This window comes from Pseudomonas guariconensis (assembly GCF_024127895.1).
In the GTDB taxonomy this organism is placed as follows: domain Bacteria; phylum Pseudomonadota; class Gammaproteobacteria; order Pseudomonadales; family Pseudomonadaceae; genus Aquipseudomonas; species Aquipseudomonas guariconensis_B.
This window is the reverse complement of sequence record NZ_JAMYBK010000011.1, coordinates 15,770-34,911: the sequence shown is the minus strand read 5'-3', so window position 1 is coordinate 34,911 and position 19,142 is coordinate 15,770. Positions and strand designations below refer to the sequence as shown.

General features: G+C 64.8%; 17 protein-coding genes. 11 read left to right on the top strand and 6 right to left on the bottom strand.

What is annotated here, in order from left to right:
* The first annotated feature begins 130 nt into the window (after positions 1-130).
* Complete coding sequence (locus tag NJF35_RS13580) at positions 131-1,036, top strand: LysR substrate-binding domain-containing protein (protein ID WP_253080038.1); 906 nt, start codon at positions 131-133, stop codon at positions 1,034-1,036.
* Between the two features lie 95 nt (positions 1,037-1,131).
* Here the strand turns inward: NJF35_RS13580 and NJF35_RS13575 are convergent, their stop codons facing one another.
* The 6 genes from NJF35_RS13575 to rluD form a co-directional block, all read right to left on the bottom strand.
* Positions 1,132-1,995, bottom strand: coding sequence for an NAD(P)H-binding protein (locus NJF35_RS13575; protein WP_253080039.1), 864 nt, complete (start codon positions 1,993-1,995; stop codon positions 1,132-1,134).
* A 329-nt stretch (positions 1,996-2,324) separates the two neighbouring features.
* Positions 2,325-3,491, bottom strand: coding sequence for a YhcG family protein (locus NJF35_RS13570; RefSeq protein WP_253080040.1), 1,167 nt, complete (start codon positions 3,489-3,491; stop codon positions 2,325-2,327).
* Positions 3,488-4,687, bottom strand: coding sequence for a tyrosine-type recombinase/integrase (locus tag NJF35_RS13565; protein ID WP_253091175.1), 1,200 nt, complete (start codon positions 4,685-4,687; stop codon positions 3,488-3,490). Before NJF35_RS13565 ends, NJF35_RS13570 begins: the two co-directional genes overlap by 4 nt.
* Positions 4,688-4,904: 217 nt before the next feature.
* Positions 4,905-7,469 carry an ATP-dependent chaperone ClpB gene (gene clpB, locus NJF35_RS13560; protein ID WP_253080042.1) on the bottom strand — a complete coding sequence of 855 codons (2,565 nt, stop codon included), beginning with the start codon at positions 7,467-7,469 and terminating at the stop codon, positions 4,905-4,907.
* A 122-nt stretch (positions 7,470-7,591) separates the two neighbouring features.
* A complete protein-coding gene (gene pgeF / locus NJF35_RS13555) occupies positions 7,592-8,332 on the bottom strand; it encodes a peptidoglycan editing factor PgeF (RefSeq protein ID WP_253091174.1) in 741 nt (246 codons plus the stop codon).
* Positions 8,329-9,291, bottom strand: a complete 963-nt coding sequence (gene rluD, locus NJF35_RS13550) for a 23S rRNA pseudouridine(1911/1915/1917) synthase RluD (RefSeq protein ID WP_225789532.1) — start codon at positions 9,289-9,291, stop codon at positions 8,329-8,331. The genes pgeF and rluD overlap by 4 nt, the downstream gene beginning before the upstream one ends.
* Before the next feature lie 148 nt (positions 9,292-9,439).
* Between rluD and NJF35_RS13545 the strand changes: the two genes are divergently transcribed.
* The 10 genes from NJF35_RS13545 to NJF35_RS13500 all read left to right on the top strand — a co-directional run bounded on the left by NJF35_RS13545 (position 9,440) and on the right by NJF35_RS13500 (position 19,131).
* Entirely contained in the window at positions 9,440-10,459 is a 1,020-nt protein-coding gene (locus NJF35_RS13545) for an outer membrane protein assembly factor BamD (RefSeq protein WP_225789531.1), read from the top strand.
* Positions 10,460-10,551: 92 nt separating this feature from the next.
* Positions 10,552-10,782, top strand: coding sequence for a PP0621 family protein (locus NJF35_RS13540; RefSeq protein WP_225789530.1), 231 nt, complete (start codon positions 10,552-10,554; stop codon positions 10,780-10,782).
* 208 nt (positions 10,783-10,990) lie between these two features.
* Positions 10,991-11,755 (top strand): FadR/GntR family transcriptional regulator, encoded by a 765-nt coding sequence (locus tag NJF35_RS13535; protein WP_225789529.1) that lies wholly within the window; start codon positions 10,991-10,993, stop codon positions 11,753-11,755.
* An 89-nt stretch (positions 11,756-11,844) separates the two neighbouring features.
* Positions 11,845-13,047 carry an ABC transporter substrate-binding protein gene (locus NJF35_RS13530; protein WP_225789528.1) on the top strand — a complete coding sequence of 401 codons (1,203 nt, stop codon included), beginning with the start codon at positions 11,845-11,847 and terminating at the stop codon, positions 13,045-13,047.
* A gap of 64 nt (positions 13,048-13,111) precedes the next feature.
* Positions 13,112-13,972 (top strand): branched-chain amino acid ABC transporter permease, encoded by an 861-nt coding sequence (locus NJF35_RS13525; protein ID WP_225789527.1) that lies wholly within the window; start codon positions 13,112-13,114, stop codon positions 13,970-13,972.
* Between the two features lie 2 nt (positions 13,973-13,974).
* Positions 13,975-14,982: a branched-chain amino acid ABC transporter permease gene (locus NJF35_RS13520; RefSeq protein WP_225789526.1), complete on the top strand. Its 1,008-nt coding sequence runs from the start codon at positions 13,975-13,977 to the stop codon at positions 14,980-14,982.
* Positions 14,982-15,734, top strand: a complete 753-nt coding sequence (locus NJF35_RS13515) for an ABC transporter ATP-binding protein (protein ID WP_225789525.1) — start codon at positions 14,982-14,984, stop codon at positions 15,732-15,734. The genes NJF35_RS13520 and NJF35_RS13515 overlap by 1 nt, the downstream gene beginning before the upstream one ends.
* Positions 15,734-16,429, top strand: coding sequence for an ABC transporter ATP-binding protein (locus NJF35_RS13510; protein WP_225789524.1), 696 nt, complete (start codon positions 15,734-15,736; stop codon positions 16,427-16,429). Before NJF35_RS13515 ends, NJF35_RS13510 begins: the two co-directional genes overlap by 1 nt.
* 13 nt (positions 16,430-16,442) lie before the next feature.
* On the top strand, positions 16,443-17,720 hold the full coding sequence (locus tag NJF35_RS13505) for a Zn-dependent hydrolase (protein ID WP_262924600.1): 1,278 nt from the start codon (positions 16,443-16,445) through the stop codon (positions 17,718-17,720).
* A gap of 1 nt (position 17,721) precedes the next feature.
* Positions 17,722-19,131: an amidase gene (locus tag NJF35_RS13500; protein ID WP_225789523.1), complete on the top strand. Its 1,410-nt coding sequence runs from the start codon at positions 17,722-17,724 to the stop codon at positions 19,129-19,131.
* Positions 19,132-19,142 lie beyond the last annotated feature (11 nt).

Below are 19,142 nucleotides of genomic sequence, written 5' to 3'. Positions count from 1 at the left end.
AGATGAAAAAGCGGACAGAGCAATTTTCACTATTTGAATAAATGCAATAATTAGTCGTTTCAGCCCTCATGCGATGAGGGCCCCAACGCTGGCGCCTTAGCGCGCCCATCCTCACAAGGAGATGTTCACCATGGATAGACTGCAAGCCATGGAGACTTTCGTGCGCGTGATCGAGGCCGGCAGTTTCAAACAGGCCGCCAATACGTTGAACGTGCTTCCCTCAACCGTCACGCGCAACATCAAGGAACTGGAATCGCACCTGGGCACGCGGCTGCTCAATCGCACGACGCGCGCTGTCAGCGCCACCGATGCGGGTCTGCGCTTCTACGACAGTTGCAAGGCGATCCTGCGTGAACTGCAGGAGGCAGAGGCCCAAGCCTCTCAACAAGCCGAAGCGCTGCACGGCACGATCAAGATCGGCACCACCTCGTCGCTGGCGAGGCATTGCCTGATTGCAGCCTTGCCGGCGTTCATGCGCCGCCACCCCCGAGTCGAACTGGAACTGCATCTGTCTGACACCACGGCAGATGTCGTTCGACAGGGACTGGACTGTGTCATCCGCACCGGCACCCTACGCAGCTCACAGTTGGTGGCCCGGCGCATCGGCCGCTTTCACTGGATCGTCTGCGGCGCCCCGGATTACCTTTCGCAGCACGGAACGCCTGACAGCCTGCAGGCCTTGCAACAGCATGTCGCGGTAGGCTACCTCGGCGGCCACGCTGGCCGCCTGGCACATTGGAATTTCCAGGACGGCGCGCAGACCACTGCCATTACCATGCGGGAATGCATACGCGTCGATGACACCGACGCCTACGTGGAAGCCGGTATCGCCGGCCTGGGCTTGATCCGCGTGGCCAGCTACATGGTGCGAGATCACTTGGCTGCAGGCCGACTGGTCCGTGTGCTGGAGGCGGCGCATGCCGAACCGGAGCCAATTTCCGTTCTTTACCCACACAGCCGGCACCTTTCCCCGGTCGTGCGGGCTTTCGTCGACTGGGGCAGCGAAGTGGTGGCGCGGGCATCGAGCCAGTGGTGATGCAAGTGGCCATTGAAGACCTGCGGCTCCACCCTGATTCTGCGCTCTTACAAGTTTTCGACCCTGTACGATGAAGGCTCCCAGCACGCGAATGACTACGACTGCCTCAGTCCGTCGGCTGTTCTCGCAAGAATCTCGGCCAGAGAACACGGCGCGCATCCGGTCAAACGCTCGATGTCACCGCTGACGAGGTCATAAGCGCCGCGCGCCTGCCGCGCCTTCATGGATATCACTGCGTCGATAATGACCTCAGGTAGCCCCGCCTTGATCAGCCCGGCTCGCAGTCCTTCGGCGGGCATCACGTTCAAGACGAAAGGACGCTGCACAAGCTGCTCAATCAGCCTGCAGACCGTTTCACCGCGCAGGACGTCAGATCCCGTCAGCTGATAAATGGCGCCCTCGTGGCCCTCACTGGTTAGTGCAGCGGCTGCCGCTTTGGCCACATCACTGCGCGAAACGAAACTGACGCGACTGTCCGCGAGCGCGGAAAGCCCGCCTGCCGTCAACGACATCCGCACCTCTTCGGCCAGCGTCTCGGAAAAATAGCTCATGCGCAGCATCGTCCAAGCGGGGATCGTGCTCTTGATCAACGCCTGCTCACTGTGCCAGTACGCCGCGCCAACGGCTGGCTCCTCCTCACGTTGCGTCCCGGTTGCCGACAACAGGAAGACGTGACCGACCTGGGCGCGTGCCGCCGCATCCAGGGCCGCCAGCATCTGACGTGAGCGAATCCCCGGCTGCAGGTCAGGCCCAGGAATCAAGAGCAGGCGATCCAGGCCCTGATAGGCCGCCGCCAGTGTCTCGGGTTGGTCGTAGTCGCCCAAGCGGCCTTCGTAGGCTCGATCGGTCTTGGGCGTGCGCGAAATCGCCACCACATCTTCGGCTGCGACCGTTTCTACAAGTGCTTGGACAACTGCACTGCCAAGCTGACCACTGGCACCGCTGACACCTATTTTCATCATCACACGCCATAGTTATTTATTGTTCGTTACGATAAATTGGTTCCTATAATCCAACAAGAACGCACTAAGGATTCTCCGATCAAGTCACCACAGGCCGTCTGACCTGTGGTGACTTGATCGGAGAATCCCAAGCACCTGGGAGCGCTTGCAGTACCCGTCGCCTTTGCCGATCGATGCACTGCCGTGCTGATCGCAGGTCAAGTGCCATACACAAGAAGGGACTTGTAGCACTTTGGCAGAATGCCACATTGATTATCGCTGGCGCCACTCTTGCGCTGATTGTTGCAAGTGTTTTGTGTATATGATTTGAGGCTCTGAGTCTGCGCTTACCGTTTTCCGTCCTTGAGGGACAGCGTTCCGCGAGATTCAAGCAGACGCCGTGTGTTCTCCAGCTCTTTTTGCAGCAATTCGGCATCCGGCAGCACGGTGCGATAGTTGGCCGCCATCACCTTGGTCGGCAAGCCATCCAGTGCATACCTCGCCAAGGCATGGCCCTTGTCGGCGCACAGGATCAGGCCCACCGGCGGATTCTCGTCCGGGTAGGCCCAATGCTCCTTGGCATAGTTGCAGTACATGTGCATCTGCCCCACATCAGCATGGGTCAGGCTGCCCAGCTTCAGGTCGATGATGACCAGGCAGCGCAGCTTGCGATGGAAGAACAGCAGATCCACCCGATACCACGTCTGGTCGATACGCAACCGGCGTTGCCGCCCGACGAAGGTGAAGCCTTCACCCAACTCCAGCAGGAAGTCTTCCAGACGCTGGATCAAGGTGGCTTCCAGGTCAGATTCCGAATACTCATCCTTGAGGTCGAGGAACTCCAGCACATACGGGTCTTTGATCGCATCATTGGGCGTGACGGCATCCTCGGGCTTGGCCACCGCGCCCTTGACCAGCATCGCCGCCTTGTCCCTGGACAAGGCTGTGCGTTCATAGAACTGGCTGCCTATCTGTCGATCGAGCTGGCGCACGCTCCAGCCACCGCGCAGCGCCTCGGCCTCGTAAAACCGACGGGCATAGTCATCCTTGACCGACAGCAGCCGGACATAGGCTGACCACGGCAGAGTGAAGACCTGAGCCAGCTCGGACAGGCTCAATTTCCCAGACACTGTCTGGGATTTCTCAGGGGGCGACTCGTTTCCCAATTTCCCAGACAGTGTCTGGGAAATCTCGGGTTGGGGGTACGCGAGGTAGAAACGCCGCATGCTCTCCAGGTTGTTGACGCCGAACCCGCGCCCGAATCGGGCCGTCAGGTCGGTGGACAAACGCTCCATCAACTGCTCGCCGTAACCAGCCCGCCGCCTGCCTTTCTGCTCGGCTTCGACGATCCGGCGGCCGATTTCCCAATAGCTGGCGGTCATCAACGCATTGACACTGCGCGCCGCTGCCTGGCGCGCCGCATCCAGCAGTTCCACGATGCCGCCGTGGATGCCTGCATAGCCAGCCGGTAAGGCGGCAGGTTTCCGCGCTGTCACAGGCACCTTCCTTGTCATGCTGTCACCTCCATGGAACGGGATGCCCCAGTAATCGCCAGCCGCCGGCTCGCCACCAGTTCGGCCGCATCCCGCACCGGCTTGTCCTCGGTATGAACATAGTGCATAAACATCGCCACGGTCTTGTGACCTGTGAGCTTCATGCCCACCTTGGTTGGCACGCCCGAGTTGGCAATATCGGTGGTCGCCCGGTGGCGGATGCCATGCGTGCCGACGTGCGGCACACCAGCGGCCTTGAGCGCGCGCGTCCAGCCGCCGTAGTGTTCACCGTGAGTCATGTGCCGAGTCGGATCGTTGGGCGACGGCAGGACATAGGGGCAGCCGTCCCGGCGCGGCGCTGTGGACAGCAGCCGATAGGCTTCCTCGCTCATGGGCTTGGAGATACCGCCGGTCTTGCTGTCGGGCCAGACGACGCGGCGGTTTTCCAGATCAACCCATGCCCATTCGAGCGGGCAGATTTCTGAGCGGCGGGCAGCGAACTCGAATTGCAGGCGGATCGCCAGCGGGATGACGTAGTTCTCCAGCCCTTCCGTCTCCAGATGCTCCAGGTGGCGGAAGATCCGCACCAGCTCGTCATCGACGATGAGCCGGGTTTCTTTGCCGGGCGGGTACATAGGGACGTGGCGGCACGGATTCGTGCCGTCTGGGCGTAGCCCCCACACTTCGGCCAGGTTGAACATCTTGCGCAACACGCCGAAGGTGCGGTTGGCCTCGGCCTGCTTGTAGGCCAGCGTCTTCATCAGCGCAGCCACGTCCGGGCGCTTCACGTCCTGCACCTTCATCCGGCCCATGATCGGGATGATGCAGCGGTCAATCACGCCCTGATAGCCGCGCTGCGTGCTGGGCTTGTTGCGCTGCTTGGAGTAGTCCTCCATGAAGGTGTGGCAGAACTCCTTCATGGTCGGTGCCTTGCGGGCGGCGTTCTTGGCCGCGCTGGGGTCGCCGCCCTTGCGCACCTCGGCCAGCCACTCCTGTGCCATCGTGCGCGCCTGATCGACCGTCAGTTCCCCGTACTGACCCAGGGCAGGCTTGCGGCGCTCGCCGGCGTTCGTGCGGTACTGGAGCATGAACACCTTGCGGCCCGCCGGGGTGATCTTGCACAGGAAGCCGGGCACCACGGTATCCCGCAGTTCGATGGCCTTGTCTTGAGGCTGCGCCGCATCGACTGCGGACTTGGTGAGCTTGATCTTCGCCATGATGACTCCTCGGAAAGCCCGGTTTCCAAGAGCCGCATGGGAGCCACGCGAGGGGAAGCCGGGTCAAGTTTCGGAAAGCACCGGCATATGTTGAACTCACCTAAGTGATTGATAAACCTGCTGTATCGAGCCTTGGCGTAGTCCAGCGAATTACGGTACTGGAGTCATCGTGAAACAAAAAAAGCCCCGCGAATGCGGGGCTCGTCGGGAGCAAGGCTCAGGCAAAGACGATCTCGTCGCCCTCGACTTTGGCCGTGATCGCCGCGCCAGGCAGGAACTGCCCGCCGAGGATCAACTGCGCCAGCGGGTTCTCGATCCAGCGCTGTATCGCACGCTTGAGCGGCCGTGCGCCATACACCGGGTCGTAGCCGACAGCGATCAGCTTGTCCAGCGCCTCCGGGCTCAGGGTCAGCGACAGCTCGCGCTCGGCCAGGCGGCTGCGCAGGCGGCCAAGCTGGATCTCGGTGATACCGGCGATCTGCTCGCGGCCCAGCGGCTCGAACACCACCACTTCGTCGATCCGGTTGATGAACTCCGGACGGAAGTGCGAACTCACCGCATCCATCACCGCTGCACGCTGCGCTTCGCGGTCACCCGCCAGTTCCTGGATCTGCGCCGAGCCCAGGTTGGAGGTCATCACGATCACGGTGTTGCGAAAATCCACGGTGCGCCCATGGCTGTCGGTCAGGCGGCCATCCTCGAGCACCTGCAACAGCACGTTGAACACGTCCGGGTGGGCCTTCTCCACTTCGTCGAGCAGCACCACCGAGTAAGGCTTACGCCGCACGGCCTCGGTCAGGTAGCCACCCTCCTCGTAGCCCACGTATCCGGGTGGGGCGCCGATCAGGCGAGCGACGGAGTGTTTCTCCATGAACTCGGACATGTCGATACGCACCATCGCCTCTTCAGTGTCGAACAGGAACTCGGCCAGCGCCTTGCACAGCTCGGTCTTGCCCACGCCGGTCGGGCCAAGGAACAGGAACGAGCCGCTCGGCCGGTTGGGGTCGGCAAGGCCGGCGCGGGAACGGCGCACGGCGTTGGCCACGGCGGTCACCGCCTCGTCCTGGCCGATGACACGCTGGTGCAGCAGCGCTTCCATCTTCAGCAGCTTCTCGCGCTCGCCTTCGAGCATCTTGGCCACCGGGATGCCGGTCCACTTGGACACCACTTCGGCGATCTCTTCCTCGGTGACCTTGTTGCGCAGCAGCTGGTTCTCGGTCTTGCCGTGCTGGTCGACCATCTGCAGGCTGCGCTCAAGGTCCGGGATCACCCCGTACTGCAGCTCGGCCATGCGGCTGAGGTCGCCCTTGCGGCGGGCAGCTTCCAGCTCCTGGCGGGCTTGCTCGATCTTCTGCTGGATCTGCGCCGAACCCTGCACTTCCGCTTTTTCGGACGCCCAGATCTCTTCGAGGTCAGAGTACTCACGCTCCAGACGCTCGATTTCCTCGGTCAGTTTCTCCAGGCGCTTCTTGGCGGCCTCGTCTTCTTCCTTCTTCAGTGCCTGGGATTCGACCTTCAGCTGGATCAGGCGACGGTCGAGGCGGTCGAGCACTTCCGGCTTGGAGTCGATCTCCATGCGGATGCGGCTGGCCGCTTCGTCGATCAGGTCGATGGCCTTGTCTGGCAACTGGCGGTCGGTGATGTAGCGGTGGCTGAGCTTGGCCGCGGCGATGATCGCGCCGTCGGTGATGGCCACCTTGTGGTGCACCTCGTAGCGCTCCTTCAGGCCACGCAGGATGGCGATGGTGTCTTCCTCGCTCGGCTCTTCCACCAGCACCTTCTGGAAGCGCCGCTCCAGCGCCGCGTCCTTCTCGATGAACTGGCGGTACTCGTTGAGCGTGGTGGCACCGACGCAGTGCAGCTCGCCACGGGCCAGGGCCGGCTTGAGCATGTTGCCGGCATCCATGGCGCCCTCGCCCTTGCCGGCACCGACCATGGTATGCAACTCGTCGATGAACAGGATGATCTGGCCTTCCTGCTTGGACAGCTCGTTGAGCAGGGCCTTGAGGCGCTCCTCGAACTCGCCGCGGTACTTGGCGCCGGCGATCAGCGCGCCCATGTCCAGGGCGAGCAGGCGCTTGCCTTTGAGGCCATCGGGCACTTCGCCGTTGATGATGCGCTGGGCCAGGCCCTCGGCGATGGCGGTCTTGCCCACGCCCGGCTCGCCAATCAGCACCGGGTTGTTCTTGGTGCGCCGCTGCAGCACCTGCACGGTGCGGCGGATCTCGTCGTCACGGCCGATCACCGGGTCGAGCTTGCCTTCCTCGGCACGCTTGGTCAGGTCGACGGTGTACTTGTCCAGGGCCTGGCGCGATTCCTCGGCATTGGCGTCATTGACCGCCGCGCCGCCACGCAGGTTGTTGATGGCGTTCTCCAGGGCCTTCTTGCTCACGCCCTGGCTGAGCAGCAGCTTGCCGAGCTTGCTGTTCTCGTCCATGGCGGCGAGCAGCACCAGTTCGCTGGAGATGAACTGGTCGCCCTTCTGCTGGGCCAGGCGGTCGGCCTGGTTGAGCATGCGCGCCAGGTCCTGGGACATGTTCACGTCGCCGGTGGGGTTCTGGATCTTCGGCAATTGGTCCAGCTCTTTCACCAGGGCCTGGCGCAGGCTGTTGATGTCGAAGCCGACCTGCATCAGCAGCGGCTTGATGGAGCCGCCCTGCTGGTCGATCAGCGCCTGCATCAGGTGCAGGGGCTCGATGGCCGGGTGGTCCATGCCCACCGCCAGGGATTGGGAATCGGATAACGCCAGTTGCAACTTGCTGGTCAAACGGTCTATTCGCATGGGGATACCTTCCTATAAGGGCAGGTCGGAGCGATGGACACACCTGATGAAGAAACCTGCCAGAGATAACCTGTAGATAAGGTTGATTCTGGAAGTTTCAAGCTTAGCGGGCTTGACCTGGGTCAGCTCGGCTGGAGCCAGACCAGCGATGCAAAGCGCCCGCCTTGCGGGGTTTGCCGATAGGAAAAGAAGCGCGGGTCGCTGACCGTGCAGAAGCCACCGCCATGAATGGCCGTCACGCCACGGGCAGCCAGGCGGATACGCGCGAGCGTGTAGATGTCGGCCATCAGCTTGCCGGGCCGCTCGCCTGGGACAAAGGCCTCGGCAGCCTCGGGGTGCACGGCGGTGAAGGCATCGCGCACTTCCAGCCCGACCTCGAAGGCCTGCGGGCCGATGGCCGGGCTGAGCCAGACCAACACGTCCTCGGCAGGCACGGCCAGCGTGTCGAGGGTGGCTTCCAGCACCCCGCCGGCCAACCCGCGCCAGCCGGCATGGGCGGCCGCCACGCGCGTACCGGCGCGGTCGCAGAACAGCACCGGCAGGCAGTCGGCGGTCATCACCGCGCAGGCGATGCCGGGACGGGCGGTCCAACTGGCGTCGGCTTCGGCCACCACGGTCGGGTCGGCCTCGACCACGGCCAGGCCATGTACCTGCTTGAGCCAGGCCGGCTGGATGTGCAGCGCATCGCTCAGGCGCCGGCGGTTCTCGGCGACCGCTGCCGGGTCGTCGCCAACGTGGTCGCCGAGGTTGAAGGTGTCGTAGGGCGGCAGGCTGCTGCCGCCCCCGCGCGTGGTGACACAGGCGTGTACCGACGCCGGGGCCGGCCAGTCGGGGAACAGCAGCGCCTGCGTCAGGTCGTTCATCCGATGAAGCTCTCGCGGTCCTGCTTGAGCAGCGACAGCAGCCAGACGAAATCGTCCGGCAGCGGCGACTCCCAGCCGATGCGCTTGCCGGTGGTCGGGTGGTCCAGCTCCAGGAAACGCGCGTGCAGGGCCTGGCGCGGGAAGGTCTTGAGCGCCTCGACCATGGTCGGGTTGGCCGCCGGCGGGATGCGGAAGCGCCCGCCGTACACCGGGTCGCCGACCAACGGGAAGTTGACGTGGGCCATGTGTACGCGGATCTGGTGGGTCCGCCCGGTTTCCAGCTTGACCCGCACATGGGTGTGCGAGCGGAAGCGCTCCAGCACGCGGTAGTGGCTGACCGCCGGCTTGCCGCCTTCGGTGACCGCCATGCGCTGGCGCTGGGTGCCATGCCGGCCGATCGGTGCATCGACCTTGCCGCCAGCGGTGACCACGCCGACGACGATGCATTCATAGATGCGGCTGACGCTGCGGCGCTGCAGTTGCTCGACCAGGTTGGTCTGCGCCTGCAGGGTCTTGGCCACCACCATCAGGCCGGTGGTGTCCTTGTCCAGGCGGTGGACGATGCCAGCGCGCGGTACGTTGACGATGTCCGGCACATGGTGCAGCAGGGCATTGAGCAGGGTGCCATCGGCATGCCCGGCAGCGGGGTGGACCACCAGCCCGGCGGGCTTGTTGATCACCAGGATCTGGTCGTCTTCGTAGACGATGTCCAGTTCGATGGCCTGGGCCTCCCATTCGCCCTGGGCTTCGTGCTCGGCCTCCAGGGCCAGCAGGGAGCCGCCATGGACGATGTCGCGCGGGCGCAGCACCGCGCCGTCGACCGTCAGGCGGCCTTCCTTGATCCACGCGGCAAGACGCGAGCGTGAATACTCGGCGAACAGTTGGGCAGCGACCTGGTCGAGGCGTTGACCGCCCAGTTCGGACGGTACCTCTGCGCTAAGTTGAATGATCTCGGACATGCTCGATTCGGCGGGCGTACAGCCTTTGGTTTCGGCTGCGCGCTTGTGGTTAAATACGGCTTCTTTTGCCCCGGGATTGGCCGGGGGCGCTCATCATAACAGGACGGCACCGCCCAAGACAGCGGCCGTCAAAGGGACGCAAGCCGCCATGCAAGTGAAACACCTGCTGCTGATCGCCATCCTCGGGCTTACCGCTGCCTGTTCCTCGAACAAGGAAGTCATCGACGAGAATCTCAGCGAAGCCGAGCTGTACCAGCAGGCGCAGGCCGACCTGGACAACCACAGCTACACCAGCGCCGTGAGCAAGCTCAAGGCCCTGGAGTCGCGCTATCCGTTCGGCCGCTACGCCGACCAGGCCCAGTTGGAGCTGATCTACGCCAACTACAAGAATGCCGAGCCGGAGGCTGCCAAATCCGCCGCCGAGCGTTTCATCCGCCTGCACCCGCAGCACCCCAACGTCGACTACGCCTACTACCTCAAGGGCCTGACCTCGTTCGACCAGGACCGCGGCCTGCTGGCGCGCTTCCTGCCGCTGGACATGACCAAGCGTGACCCGGGTGCCGCCCGCGACTCCTACAACGAGTTCGCCCAGCTCACCAGCCGCTTCCCCAACAGCCGCTACGCCCCGGACGCCAAGCAGCGCATGATCTACCTGCGCAACCTGCTGGCCTCCTACGAGATCCACGTGGCCGACTACTACCTGGGCCGCCAGGCCTATGTGGCCGCCGCCAACCGTGGCCGCTACGTGGTGGAGAACTTCCAGGAGACGCCGTCGGTCGGCGACGGCCTGGCCGTGATGGTCGAGGCCTACCAGCGCCTGCACCTGGACGATCTGGCCGCCACCAGCCTGGAAACCCTCAAGCTCAACTACCCCGACCACCCGAGCCTGGTCGATGGCGAGTTCCGCCCCAAGCGGGACGAGGCCGACAACCGCTCCTGGCTGTCCAAGGCCACCCTGGGCCTGATCGAGACCGAAACCCCGCTGCCGCCGGGCGAGACCCGCGCCAACCAGGACGTGGTCAAGCAGTTCCAGGATGCCCGCGCCGAGATGCCGGAAGAGCTGCTGCCCAAGGACGAGAACGGCGACCCGATCCTGCCGGAAGGTCCGAAGGAAGCCGAGAAGGAGCGTTCCTGGTTCAGCTACATGACCTTCGGTCTGTTCGACTGATCTGCAACGCATGAGAAAGGGAGGTCCAGACCTCCCTTTTTTCATGCCTGCGCCCTAGACTGTCTGCTCTATTTACCGACAAGCTGGACACCATGGTTCGCCTACTCTTCTGGATCGCCCTGATCGCCGCCGCGTTCTGGCTGTGGCGCAAGTTCAAGACCAGTCAGCAAGGCCGTCACGAGCCTACGCTCGACGACCCGCTGAAGATGGTGCGCTGCGCCCACTGCGGCGTGCACCTGCCCAACGACCGGGCCCTGAAACTGGGTAACGACTGGTATTGCAGCCAGGCGCACCTGGAGCAGGGGCCTGGCCAGAAAGACTGATCGATTGCCCTACCGACCCGTCGAATAGCGCCTTGTGATCCTGGGGCTGCCGTGCAGCCCCAAAACCGGCATTAGGCCAAGCCCTCCCACTTATCCCTCCCCGACCCTTTCGCACCATTTACGACCCCTTCCCTGACGCCACCATTGACCGAACCCGGCAAAGTTCGCTAAATCCTATTTATCCGCATAAATATGAAAAACAGTACAAATGCTCAAACCCAAGCGTAAGCGCCAGAAGCTCTCCGACGTGATCGTCGAATCGGTCAAGCGCTCGATCGTCACCGAGGCCCTGCACCCCGGCGATCGCCTGCCCACCGAGCGCGAGCTGATGGAGCACTTCGAATGTTCCAAGGGCACCGCCCGCGAGGCACTCAAGGCCCTGGAGGTCGAGGGCCTGGTCAGCACCCGCACCGGCCCGGCCGGCGGCGCCTACCTCAACGAGGTGGGCACCGAGCCGGCCAGCCGCGCCCTGCGCAACTACCTGCACTTCCAGCACCTGGACGGCGAGCAGGTGTACCAACTGCGCAAGGTCATCGAAGTGGAACTGGCGGTATCGGTGATGGGCCAGTTGAGCGAAGCCGACTACGCCGCGCTACAGGCCAACATCGACTTCTGCAGCGCCCCGGAAGACAGCGAACAGGGCCAGCGCGAGCAGCGCCTGGCGGAGCTGGAGTTCCACACCCTGCTGGCGCACCGCTGCCCCAACCCGCTGCTGCGCTTCATGGCGGTGTTCCTCAACGACCTGCTGCGCGACCTGGTGGTGCTGAAGAAGGCCTACCTGCCCAAGCGCCAGCAGTTCGCCGCCGCCAACATCGACTACCACAAGCAGCTCCTGCTGGCCCTGCGCGCCAGCGACGAACAGGCCGTGCGCCGGCTGATGCATGCACACATGTGCGACGCCGAGCACCACATGACCGCGCTGGAGGGCGAGGTCGCACGCAACTTCCTGCTGGAGTTCGAACACCACCACTGATCAGCCTGGAAAGAGGCCTGCACACAGGCCCGCCGTACCCGCTTTGCCATTGCCACTCCTGCCTAATAACCACAACCAAGGAGTTACCCATGCAAAGACGTACCCTGCTCAAGGCAGGCCTTGCCCTGGGTGCCCTCGGTAGCCTCCCCCTCGGGGCGCACCGGGCATTCGCCGACGAACCGCTGACCTTCTACGGGCTCAAGTCCATGTCCGGTGCCTTCGCCAGCTATGGCAAGTACGCCGACATGGGCTCGCGCCTGGCCATCGCCGAGCATCCCCAACTGCTCGGGCGGCCCCTGAAGTACAAGGTGATCGACACCGAGGGCAACGCCGGCAAGGCAGTGCGCAAGGTACAGGAAGCCATCGGCCAGGATGGCGCCCGCTTCTTCCAGGGCTGCACCCTGTCGTCCTCGGCCCTGGCGGTGTCGAAGGAGATCCATAAGGCCGGTGGCGTGTTCATGACCCCAGTCGGCGCCGACGAGATCACCGGCAAGGACTGCAACGCCTCGACCTTCCGCTGGTCGGTGCCGACCTACGGGGCCATCCGCGAGACCCTGGTGCCGATGATCCGCCAACTGCCGCAGGCCAGGCGCTGGTACACCATCACCCCGCAGTACGTGTTCGGCGATGCCCTGCTGGACAACGCACGCAAGGTGTTCGCCGAGTTCGGCGTCGAGCACATCGGCAACAGTTACCACTCCCTGCAGGAACAGGAATTCTCCGGCTACCTGACCAACGCCATCGCTGCCAAGCCCGATGTGCTGGTACTGCTCAACTTCGGCAGCCAGTCGTCCAACGCCCTGCGCCAGGCGGTCAACTTCGGCATCAAGGAGCGCATGAAAGTACTGCTGGTGTGGTCGGCCGGCCTCGACCAGTTCCAGGAACTGGGCAGCGACGTGCTGGAGGGCGTGTACCTGGGCGCACAGTACTGGCACCAGGTCGACACGCCGCTGAACAGGCACCTGGTCGAAGCCACGCGCAAGGCCTATGGCGTCAACCCCAACTACCCGCTGGCGGCCGACTACATCGGCACCAAGGTCATGCTCGAGGCCATCGCCAAGGCCGGCACCTTCGATGGCCCGAGCGTGGCCCGCACCCTCCAAGGCATGCGTTTCCAGGGCCCGACCGGCGACGAGCTGATCCGCCCGGGCGACCACCAGGTGCTCAAGGACTATTACCTGCTGCGCGGCAAACCCCAGGGCCAGATGCGCGACGAGGACGACCTGGCCGAGGTACTCAGTGCCGGCCGCTCGTTCATCGAGGTCGACCACACCGGTTGCGCCCTGGCCTGAGCCGCGGCGTTCGTCCCAACCATCCAGACATGCAGCCGCCCGGCGCGCTGCAGAGGGCACGTCCATGCTCGACTTGTACCTGTTCCAGCTGCTCAACGGCCTGGGCCTGGGGATGATCTACTTCCTCATCGCCGTGGGCCTGACGATCATTTTCGGCCTGCTCAACTTCGTCAATTTCGCCCATGGCGCGTTCTTCCTGCTCGGCGCCTACCTGTGCTACACCGCCGTGGCCCTGACCGGCAATTTCTGGCTGGCCCTGCTGCTGGCGCCACTGGCCGTCGCTGCGCTGGCGTGGGCCGTGGAGCGCATGCTGATCAAGCGCATCTACCACCTGCCGCATACCTTCCAGATCCTCGTCACCCTGGGGATAGCCCTGATCATCCAGGAAGCCTCGGTGCTGATCTGGGGCCCGGTCGGCAAACATATCGCGGTGCCGCCGGAGCTGCGCGGGGTGCTGATCGTCGGCGATTTCATCTACCCCTACTACCGCCTGTTCCTCATCGGCTTCGCCGCGCTGATCGGCCTGGGCCTGTGGCTGCTGTTGGAGCGCACGCGCTTCGGGGCGCTGGTGCGCGCCGGCAGTGAAAGCACCGAAACGGTCTCGCTGCTGGGCACCAACATCTTCCGCCTGTTCTCCCTGACCTTCGCCCTCGGCGTGGGCCTGGCCGGGGTCGCCGGGGTGCTGTTCGCTCCCTTGCGCGGCGCCCAGCCGTTCGTCGGCCCGGAGATCCTCGGCATCGCCTTCGTGGTGGTGGTGATCGGCGGCATGGGCTCGTTCGGCGGCGCCCTGGTGGGAGGCCTGCTGGTGGGCGTGGTGCAGAGCATGATGACCAGCCTCTGGCCGCAAGGCGCCAGCCTGATGATCTATGGCGCCATGGCGGCGGTGATCCTGGTACGTCCCTACGGCCTGTTCGGGAGAGCATGAAGATGAGCGAGAAAAATCCTTTGCCCGTGGCCAAGGGCCGCGCGCCGGCCCTGCTGGGCCTGGTGATCGTCACCCTGGTCGGCCTGCCACTGCTGCTGCCGTCGGCGACCCTGGCCACCGAGATCCTGATCTTTGCCCTGGCGGCGCTGGCCTGCAACCTGCTGCTGGGCTACACGGGCCTGCTGTCGTTCGGCCAGGGCATCTTCTTCGGCGTCGGGGCCTATGGTGCCTCGCTGCTGATGATCCACCTCAAGTGGGGGCTGTTCAGCGCCCTGCTCGGCGCGGCGGTGTTCGGCGCCTTCCTGGCGCTGCTGGTAGGCGCCCTGGCGATCCGCCGCAAGGGCATCTACTTCGTCATGCTGACCCTGGCCTTCAGCCAGATGGCCTACTTCCTGGCCTATACCCTGAGTGACTGGACCGGTGGCGACAACGGCCTGCTCGACGTACCGCGGCCGAACATCCAGGTCGCCGGCCAGGTGCTGGTGGACCTGGCCGACCCACGGCACTTCTATGCCTTCGTCGCGGTGCTGTTCCTGCTGATCTTCGCCGGCGCCCTGCGGGTGATCCGCTCGCCGTTCGGCAGCACCCTGCTGGCGATCCGCGAGAACGAGACCCGCGCCGCGGCCATCGGCTACGACACCCGCCATTTCAAGATCCTGGTGTTCATGCTGTCCGGCGCCATCACCGGTATCGCCGGGGCGTTGTACGCGATGCTGCTGCACTTCGCGCCGCTGTCGAACATCGACCTGATGATGAGCGAGAACATCCTGATCATGACCATCGTCGGCGGCACCGGCTCGCTGTTCGGCTCCTTGCTGGGCGCCGGCGCCATCGTCGTGCTGGGCGACGTGTTGTCGGAACTGTGGCCGCGCTGGCTGATGCTGCTGGGGGCGATCCTGATCCTGGTGGTGGTGTTCATGCGCGGCGGGTTGTGGGGCGGCCTCGCCGAACTGGGCAAGCGCCTGTGCCCGAGCCGCCCGTTCAGCGCCAAGACCAAGGAGACCCTGTGATGAGCGACTACCTCCTGGAAACCCGTGGCCTGGAACTGGCCTACGGGCCGTTTCGCGCGGTCGACGGCGTCGACCTGAACGTGCGTGCCGGCACCATCCATACCGTCATCGGCCCCAATGGCGCCGGCAAGACCAGCCTGTTCCATTGCCTGACCGGCGAGCGCCAGGCCACTGGTGGCAAGATCCTGTTCAATGGCCAGGACATCCTGCGCAAGCCGTCCCATGGCCGGGTAGCGCTGGGCATGGCGCGCTCGTTCCAGCTCACCAGCCTGTTCCAGAACCTGTCGGTGCGCGAGAACCTGCGCCTGGCGGCCCAGGGCCGCGATGGCCTCGGTGCGCTGAACTTCTGGCGCAGCGTCGAGCACAAGCGCAGCCACTGGGACACCGCCGACCAGGTGCTCGAACGCCTCAAGCTCACCGCCCGCGCCGACACCCTGGCCGGCGAGTTGTCCCACGGCCAGCAGCGGGTGCTGGAGGTGGGCATGTCGATCTGCGCCCGCCCAACCCTGCTGATGCTCGATGAGCCCACCTCCGGGATGGGCATCGACGACATCCCGGTGATGACCGAGTTGATCAGCGACCTGGGCCGCGACCACACCGTGCTGCTGATCGAGCACAACATGAGCATCGTCATGTCGATCAGCCAGCGCATCACCGTCATGAGCCATGGCCAGATCCTGGTCGAAGGCACCCCGGACTTGGTGCGCAACGACGAGCGCGTGCGCACCGCCTACCTAGGAGAGGCCGCCTGATGCTCAACGTCGATTCGATCCATTCCTACTACGACAAGAGCCATGTGCTCGAAGGGGTCTCGCTGAAGGTCGAGGCCGGCGAACTGGTGACCCTGCTCGGGCGCAACGGCGCCGGCAAGACCACCACCCTGCGCAGCATCCTCGGCATCGTGCGGCCGCGCCAGGGGCAGATCACCTTCAATGGCCAGCCCCTGGTCGGCCGCGAGATCTTCGACATCGCCCGGCAAGGTATCGCGCTGGTGCCGGAGCATCGCGGGATCTTCCGCCAGCTCAGTGTCGAGGAAAACCTGAAGATCGCCGTGCGCAAGGACAGTCGTTGGCAATTGCAGGACGTATACGCCATGTTCCCGCGGCTAAAGGAACGGCGGCGCAATGGCGGTTTTGCCCTGTCGGGCGGCGAACAGCAGATGCTCGCCATCGCCCGCGCCCTGCTCAACGACCCCAGGCTGCTGGTCCTCGACGAACCCACCGAAGGCCTGGCACCGGTGATCGTCGACGAACTGGTGAGGATCCTGCGGCGGATCAAGGACGAAGGGCTGTCGATCCTGCTGGTGGAACAGAACCTGATGGTCTGCGACGCCCTCGCCGACCGTCACTACGTGCTCGAACAAGGCCGGGTGGCCTACCAGGGCAGCGCTGCACAGTTTCGCGCCGACCCGAGCATCAAGAATCGCTATCTGGCCCTGAGTGCCTGAAAGGAGACGGCCCATGAATACCCGTATCGATCCCTCGCGGCACCTGCTCGGCCAGGGCACGCTGGTCAACCGTGAACGCCTGTGGCAATCGCTGATGGACCTGGCCCGGCTCGGCGCCACGCCCAAGGGAGGCGTCTGCCGCCTGGCCCTGACCGACCTCGACCGCCAGGCCCGCGACCTGTTCGTGCACTGGTGCACCGAGGCGGGCTGCACTGTCAGCATCGATGCCATCGGCAATATCTTCGCCCGCCGCCCCGGACGCAATCCCGACCTGGCGCCAGTGATGACCGGCAGCCACATCGACACCCAGCCCACCGGCGGCAAGTTCGACGGTTGCTATGGGGTCATGGCCGGGTTGGAAGTGGTGCGTACCCTCAACGACCTGGGCCTTGCCACCGAGGCGCCGCTGGAGGTGGTGGTATGGACCAACGAGGAAGGCTCGCGCTTTCCGCCGTGCATGATGGGCTCGGGGGTGTTCGCCGGGAAGTTCGACCTGCAGGAGACCCTGGAGAAGATCGACGACCAGGGCCTGTCGGTGGGCGCGGAGCTTACCCGCATCGGCTATGCCGGCCCCCGTGTGCCCACCGGCCATGCGGTCGGCGCCTACTTCGAGGCGCACATAGAGCAGGGCCCGGTGCTGGAAGACCTGCGCACCACCATCGGCGTGGTCCAGGGCTGCCTGGGACAGAAGTGGTTCGACCTGGTACTGACCGGCGTCGAGGCCCATGCCGGCCCTACCCCGATGCGCCTGCGCAAGGATGCCCTGGTCGGTGCCGCCGAGGTGGTCACCGCGGTCAACCGCATCGCCCACGCTCATCAGCCCCATGCCTGCGGTACCGTCGGCTGCCTGAACGTGCACCCAGCCTCGCGCAACGTGATCCCGGGCCAGGTGCAGATGACGATCGACCTGCGCCATCTCGACCCCGGCCACCTGGATGCCATGGTCGGCGAGGTACGCCAAACGATCGAGGCCTGCGCGGCCAAGCACGGCCTGCGCTTCGAGCTCACGCCCACCGCGGACTTCCCACCGTTGTACTTCGCCGAAGCGTGCGTCGATGCCGTGCGCCAGGGTGCCCGCGAGCTGGGCCTGAGCCACATGGACATCGTCAGTGGCGCCGGCCACGACGCGATCTTCCTCGCCGAGTTGGGCCCTGCAGGGATGATCTTCGTGCCCTGCGAAGGTGGCATCAGCCACAACGAGATCGAGAACGCTGCGCCGCAGGACCTGGCCGACGGCTGCGACGTGCTGCTGCGCGCCATGTTCCAGGCCGCCAACAAGGGAGCCCAATGAGATGACCGGCAAAACCTGCATCGGCGAACTGACCGCCCTCGAGTTGCTCGACCTGTACCAGCGCCGCCAGCTGTCTCCCGTGGAAGTGATCGACGATGTACTGGCGCGCATCGACCGCTACAACCCGGTGGTGAATGCCTACTGCCATGTGGATGGCGAAGGCGCCCGCGCCTCTGCCCGCGCCAGCGAGCAGCGCTGGCGGCGTGGCGAGCCCTGTGGCAGGCTGGATGGCCTGCCGACCTCGATCAAGGACCTTACCCTGACCCGCGGCATGCCGACCCGCAAGGGCTCACGGACCACGTCGGCGGCCGGGCCGTGGGAGGTGGATGCGCCATTCAGCGCGTTCATGCGCGAGGCCGGCGCAGTGCTGGTGGGCAAGACCACCACCCCGGAGTTCGGCTGGAAGGGCGTCACCGACAACCCGTTGTACGGCATCACCCGCAACCCCTGGGACACTCGCCTGACCGCCGGCGGCTCCTCGGGTGGCGCGGCCGCCGCGGCGGCGCTCAACCTCGGCGTGCTGCACCAGGGCAGCGACGCAGGCGGCTCGATCCGCATTCCCTGTGCCTTCACCGGCACCTTCGGCATCAAACCGACCTTTGGCTATGTGCCGCAGTGGCCGGCCAGTGCCATGACCCTGCTGTCGCACTTGGGGCCAATGACCCGCACGGTCGACGATGCCGTGCTGATGCTCGATTGCGTAGCCCAGCCGGATCCACGCGACGGCTTGGCCGGCGCGCCACGGCGAACGCCCTGGCTGGGCGACGAACAAAACCTGAGCGGTCTGCGCATCGCCTACAGTGCCGATTTCGGCTACGTGCAGGTCGATCCACAGATACAGGCGCTGGTGGCCCAGGCGGTGCAACGCCTGGCGCGGCTGGGCGCGCAGGTGGAGGAAGTTGACCCAGGGTTCGCCGACCCGCTGCAGGCGTTCAATACCTTGTGGTTCGCCGGTGCTGCCCGGCTGGCTGGCCAGCTCTCGGATGAACAGCGGGCGCTGCTCGACCCAGGGTTGCGGTGGATCGCCGAACAAGGGGCGCGGATCGGCCTAGACGAGTACACCCTGGCCCTTGAGGCACGGGCGGAACTGGTGGCGCGGATGAACGCCTTCCACCAGCGTTACGACGTGCTGGTGTCACCGATGCTGCCACTGGTGGCTTTCGAAGCGGGGCACAACGTACCGCCTGGGTCGGCGATGGCGCAGTGGATGGAATGGACGCCGTTCAGTTACCCCTTCAACCTGACCCAGCAGCCAGCGGCTTCGGTGCCTTGCGGTTTTACTCGGGAAGGGCTGCCGGTGGGATTGCAGGTAGTGGCCGGGCGGTTTGCCGATGAGCAGGTGCTGAGGGTGTGCAAGGTCTATGAACAGCACTATCCGAGCCGGCATTTGCAGGAACCGGTCGTTGGTTGAGGGGCTGTGCG

What these genes read in the sequence shown, in the direction of transcription:
- NJF35_RS13580 (WP_253080038.1), top strand. Translation starts at nt 131, where the DNA reads ATGGATAGACTGCAAGCCATGGAGACTTTCGTGCGCGTGATCGAGGCC.
- NJF35_RS13575 (WP_253080039.1), bottom strand. Translation starts at nt 1,995, where the DNA reads ATGAAAATAGGTGTCAGCGGTGCCAGTGGTCAGCTTGGCAGTGCAGTT.
- NJF35_RS13570 (WP_253080040.1), bottom strand. Translation starts at nt 3,491, where the DNA reads ATGACAAGGAAGGTGCCTGTGACAGCGCGGAAACCTGCCGCCTTACCG.
- NJF35_RS13565 (WP_253091175.1), bottom strand. Translation starts at nt 4,687, where the DNA reads ATGGCGAAGATCAAGCTCACCAAGTCCGCAGTCGATGCGGCGCAGCCT.
- clpB (WP_253080042.1), bottom strand. Translation starts at nt 7,469, where the DNA reads ATGCGAATAGACCGTTTGACCAGCAAGTTGCAACTGGCGTTATCCGAT.
- pgeF (WP_253091174.1), bottom strand. Translation starts at nt 8,332, where the DNA reads ATGAACGACCTGACGCAGGCGCTGCTGTTCCCCGACTGGCCGGCCCCG.
- rluD (WP_225789532.1), bottom strand. Translation starts at nt 9,291, where the DNA reads ATGTCCGAGATCATTCAACTTAGCGCAGAGGTACCGTCCGAACTGGGC.
- NJF35_RS13545 (WP_225789531.1), top strand. Translation starts at nt 9,440, where the DNA reads ATGCAAGTGAAACACCTGCTGCTGATCGCCATCCTCGGGCTTACCGCT.
- NJF35_RS13540 (WP_225789530.1), top strand. Translation starts at nt 10,552, where the DNA reads ATGGTTCGCCTACTCTTCTGGATCGCCCTGATCGCCGCCGCGTTCTGG.
- NJF35_RS13535 (WP_225789529.1), top strand. Translation starts at nt 10,991, where the DNA reads ATGCTCAAACCCAAGCGTAAGCGCCAGAAGCTCTCCGACGTGATCGTC.
- NJF35_RS13530 (WP_225789528.1), top strand. Translation starts at nt 11,845, where the DNA reads ATGCAAAGACGTACCCTGCTCAAGGCAGGCCTTGCCCTGGGTGCCCTC.
- NJF35_RS13525 (WP_225789527.1), top strand. Translation starts at nt 13,112, where the DNA reads ATGCTCGACTTGTACCTGTTCCAGCTGCTCAACGGCCTGGGCCTGGGG.
- NJF35_RS13520 (WP_225789526.1), top strand. Translation starts at nt 13,975, where the DNA reads ATGAGCGAGAAAAATCCTTTGCCCGTGGCCAAGGGCCGCGCGCCGGCC.
- NJF35_RS13515 (WP_225789525.1), top strand. Translation starts at nt 14,982, where the DNA reads ATGAGCGACTACCTCCTGGAAACCCGTGGCCTGGAACTGGCCTACGGG.
- NJF35_RS13510 (WP_225789524.1), top strand. Translation starts at nt 15,734, where the DNA reads ATGCTCAACGTCGATTCGATCCATTCCTACTACGACAAGAGCCATGTG.
- NJF35_RS13505 (WP_262924600.1), top strand. Translation starts at nt 16,443, where the DNA reads ATGAATACCCGTATCGATCCCTCGCGGCACCTGCTCGGCCAGGGCACG.
- NJF35_RS13500 (WP_225789523.1), top strand. Translation starts at nt 17,722, where the DNA reads ATGACCGGCAAAACCTGCATCGGCGAACTGACCGCCCTCGAGTTGCTC.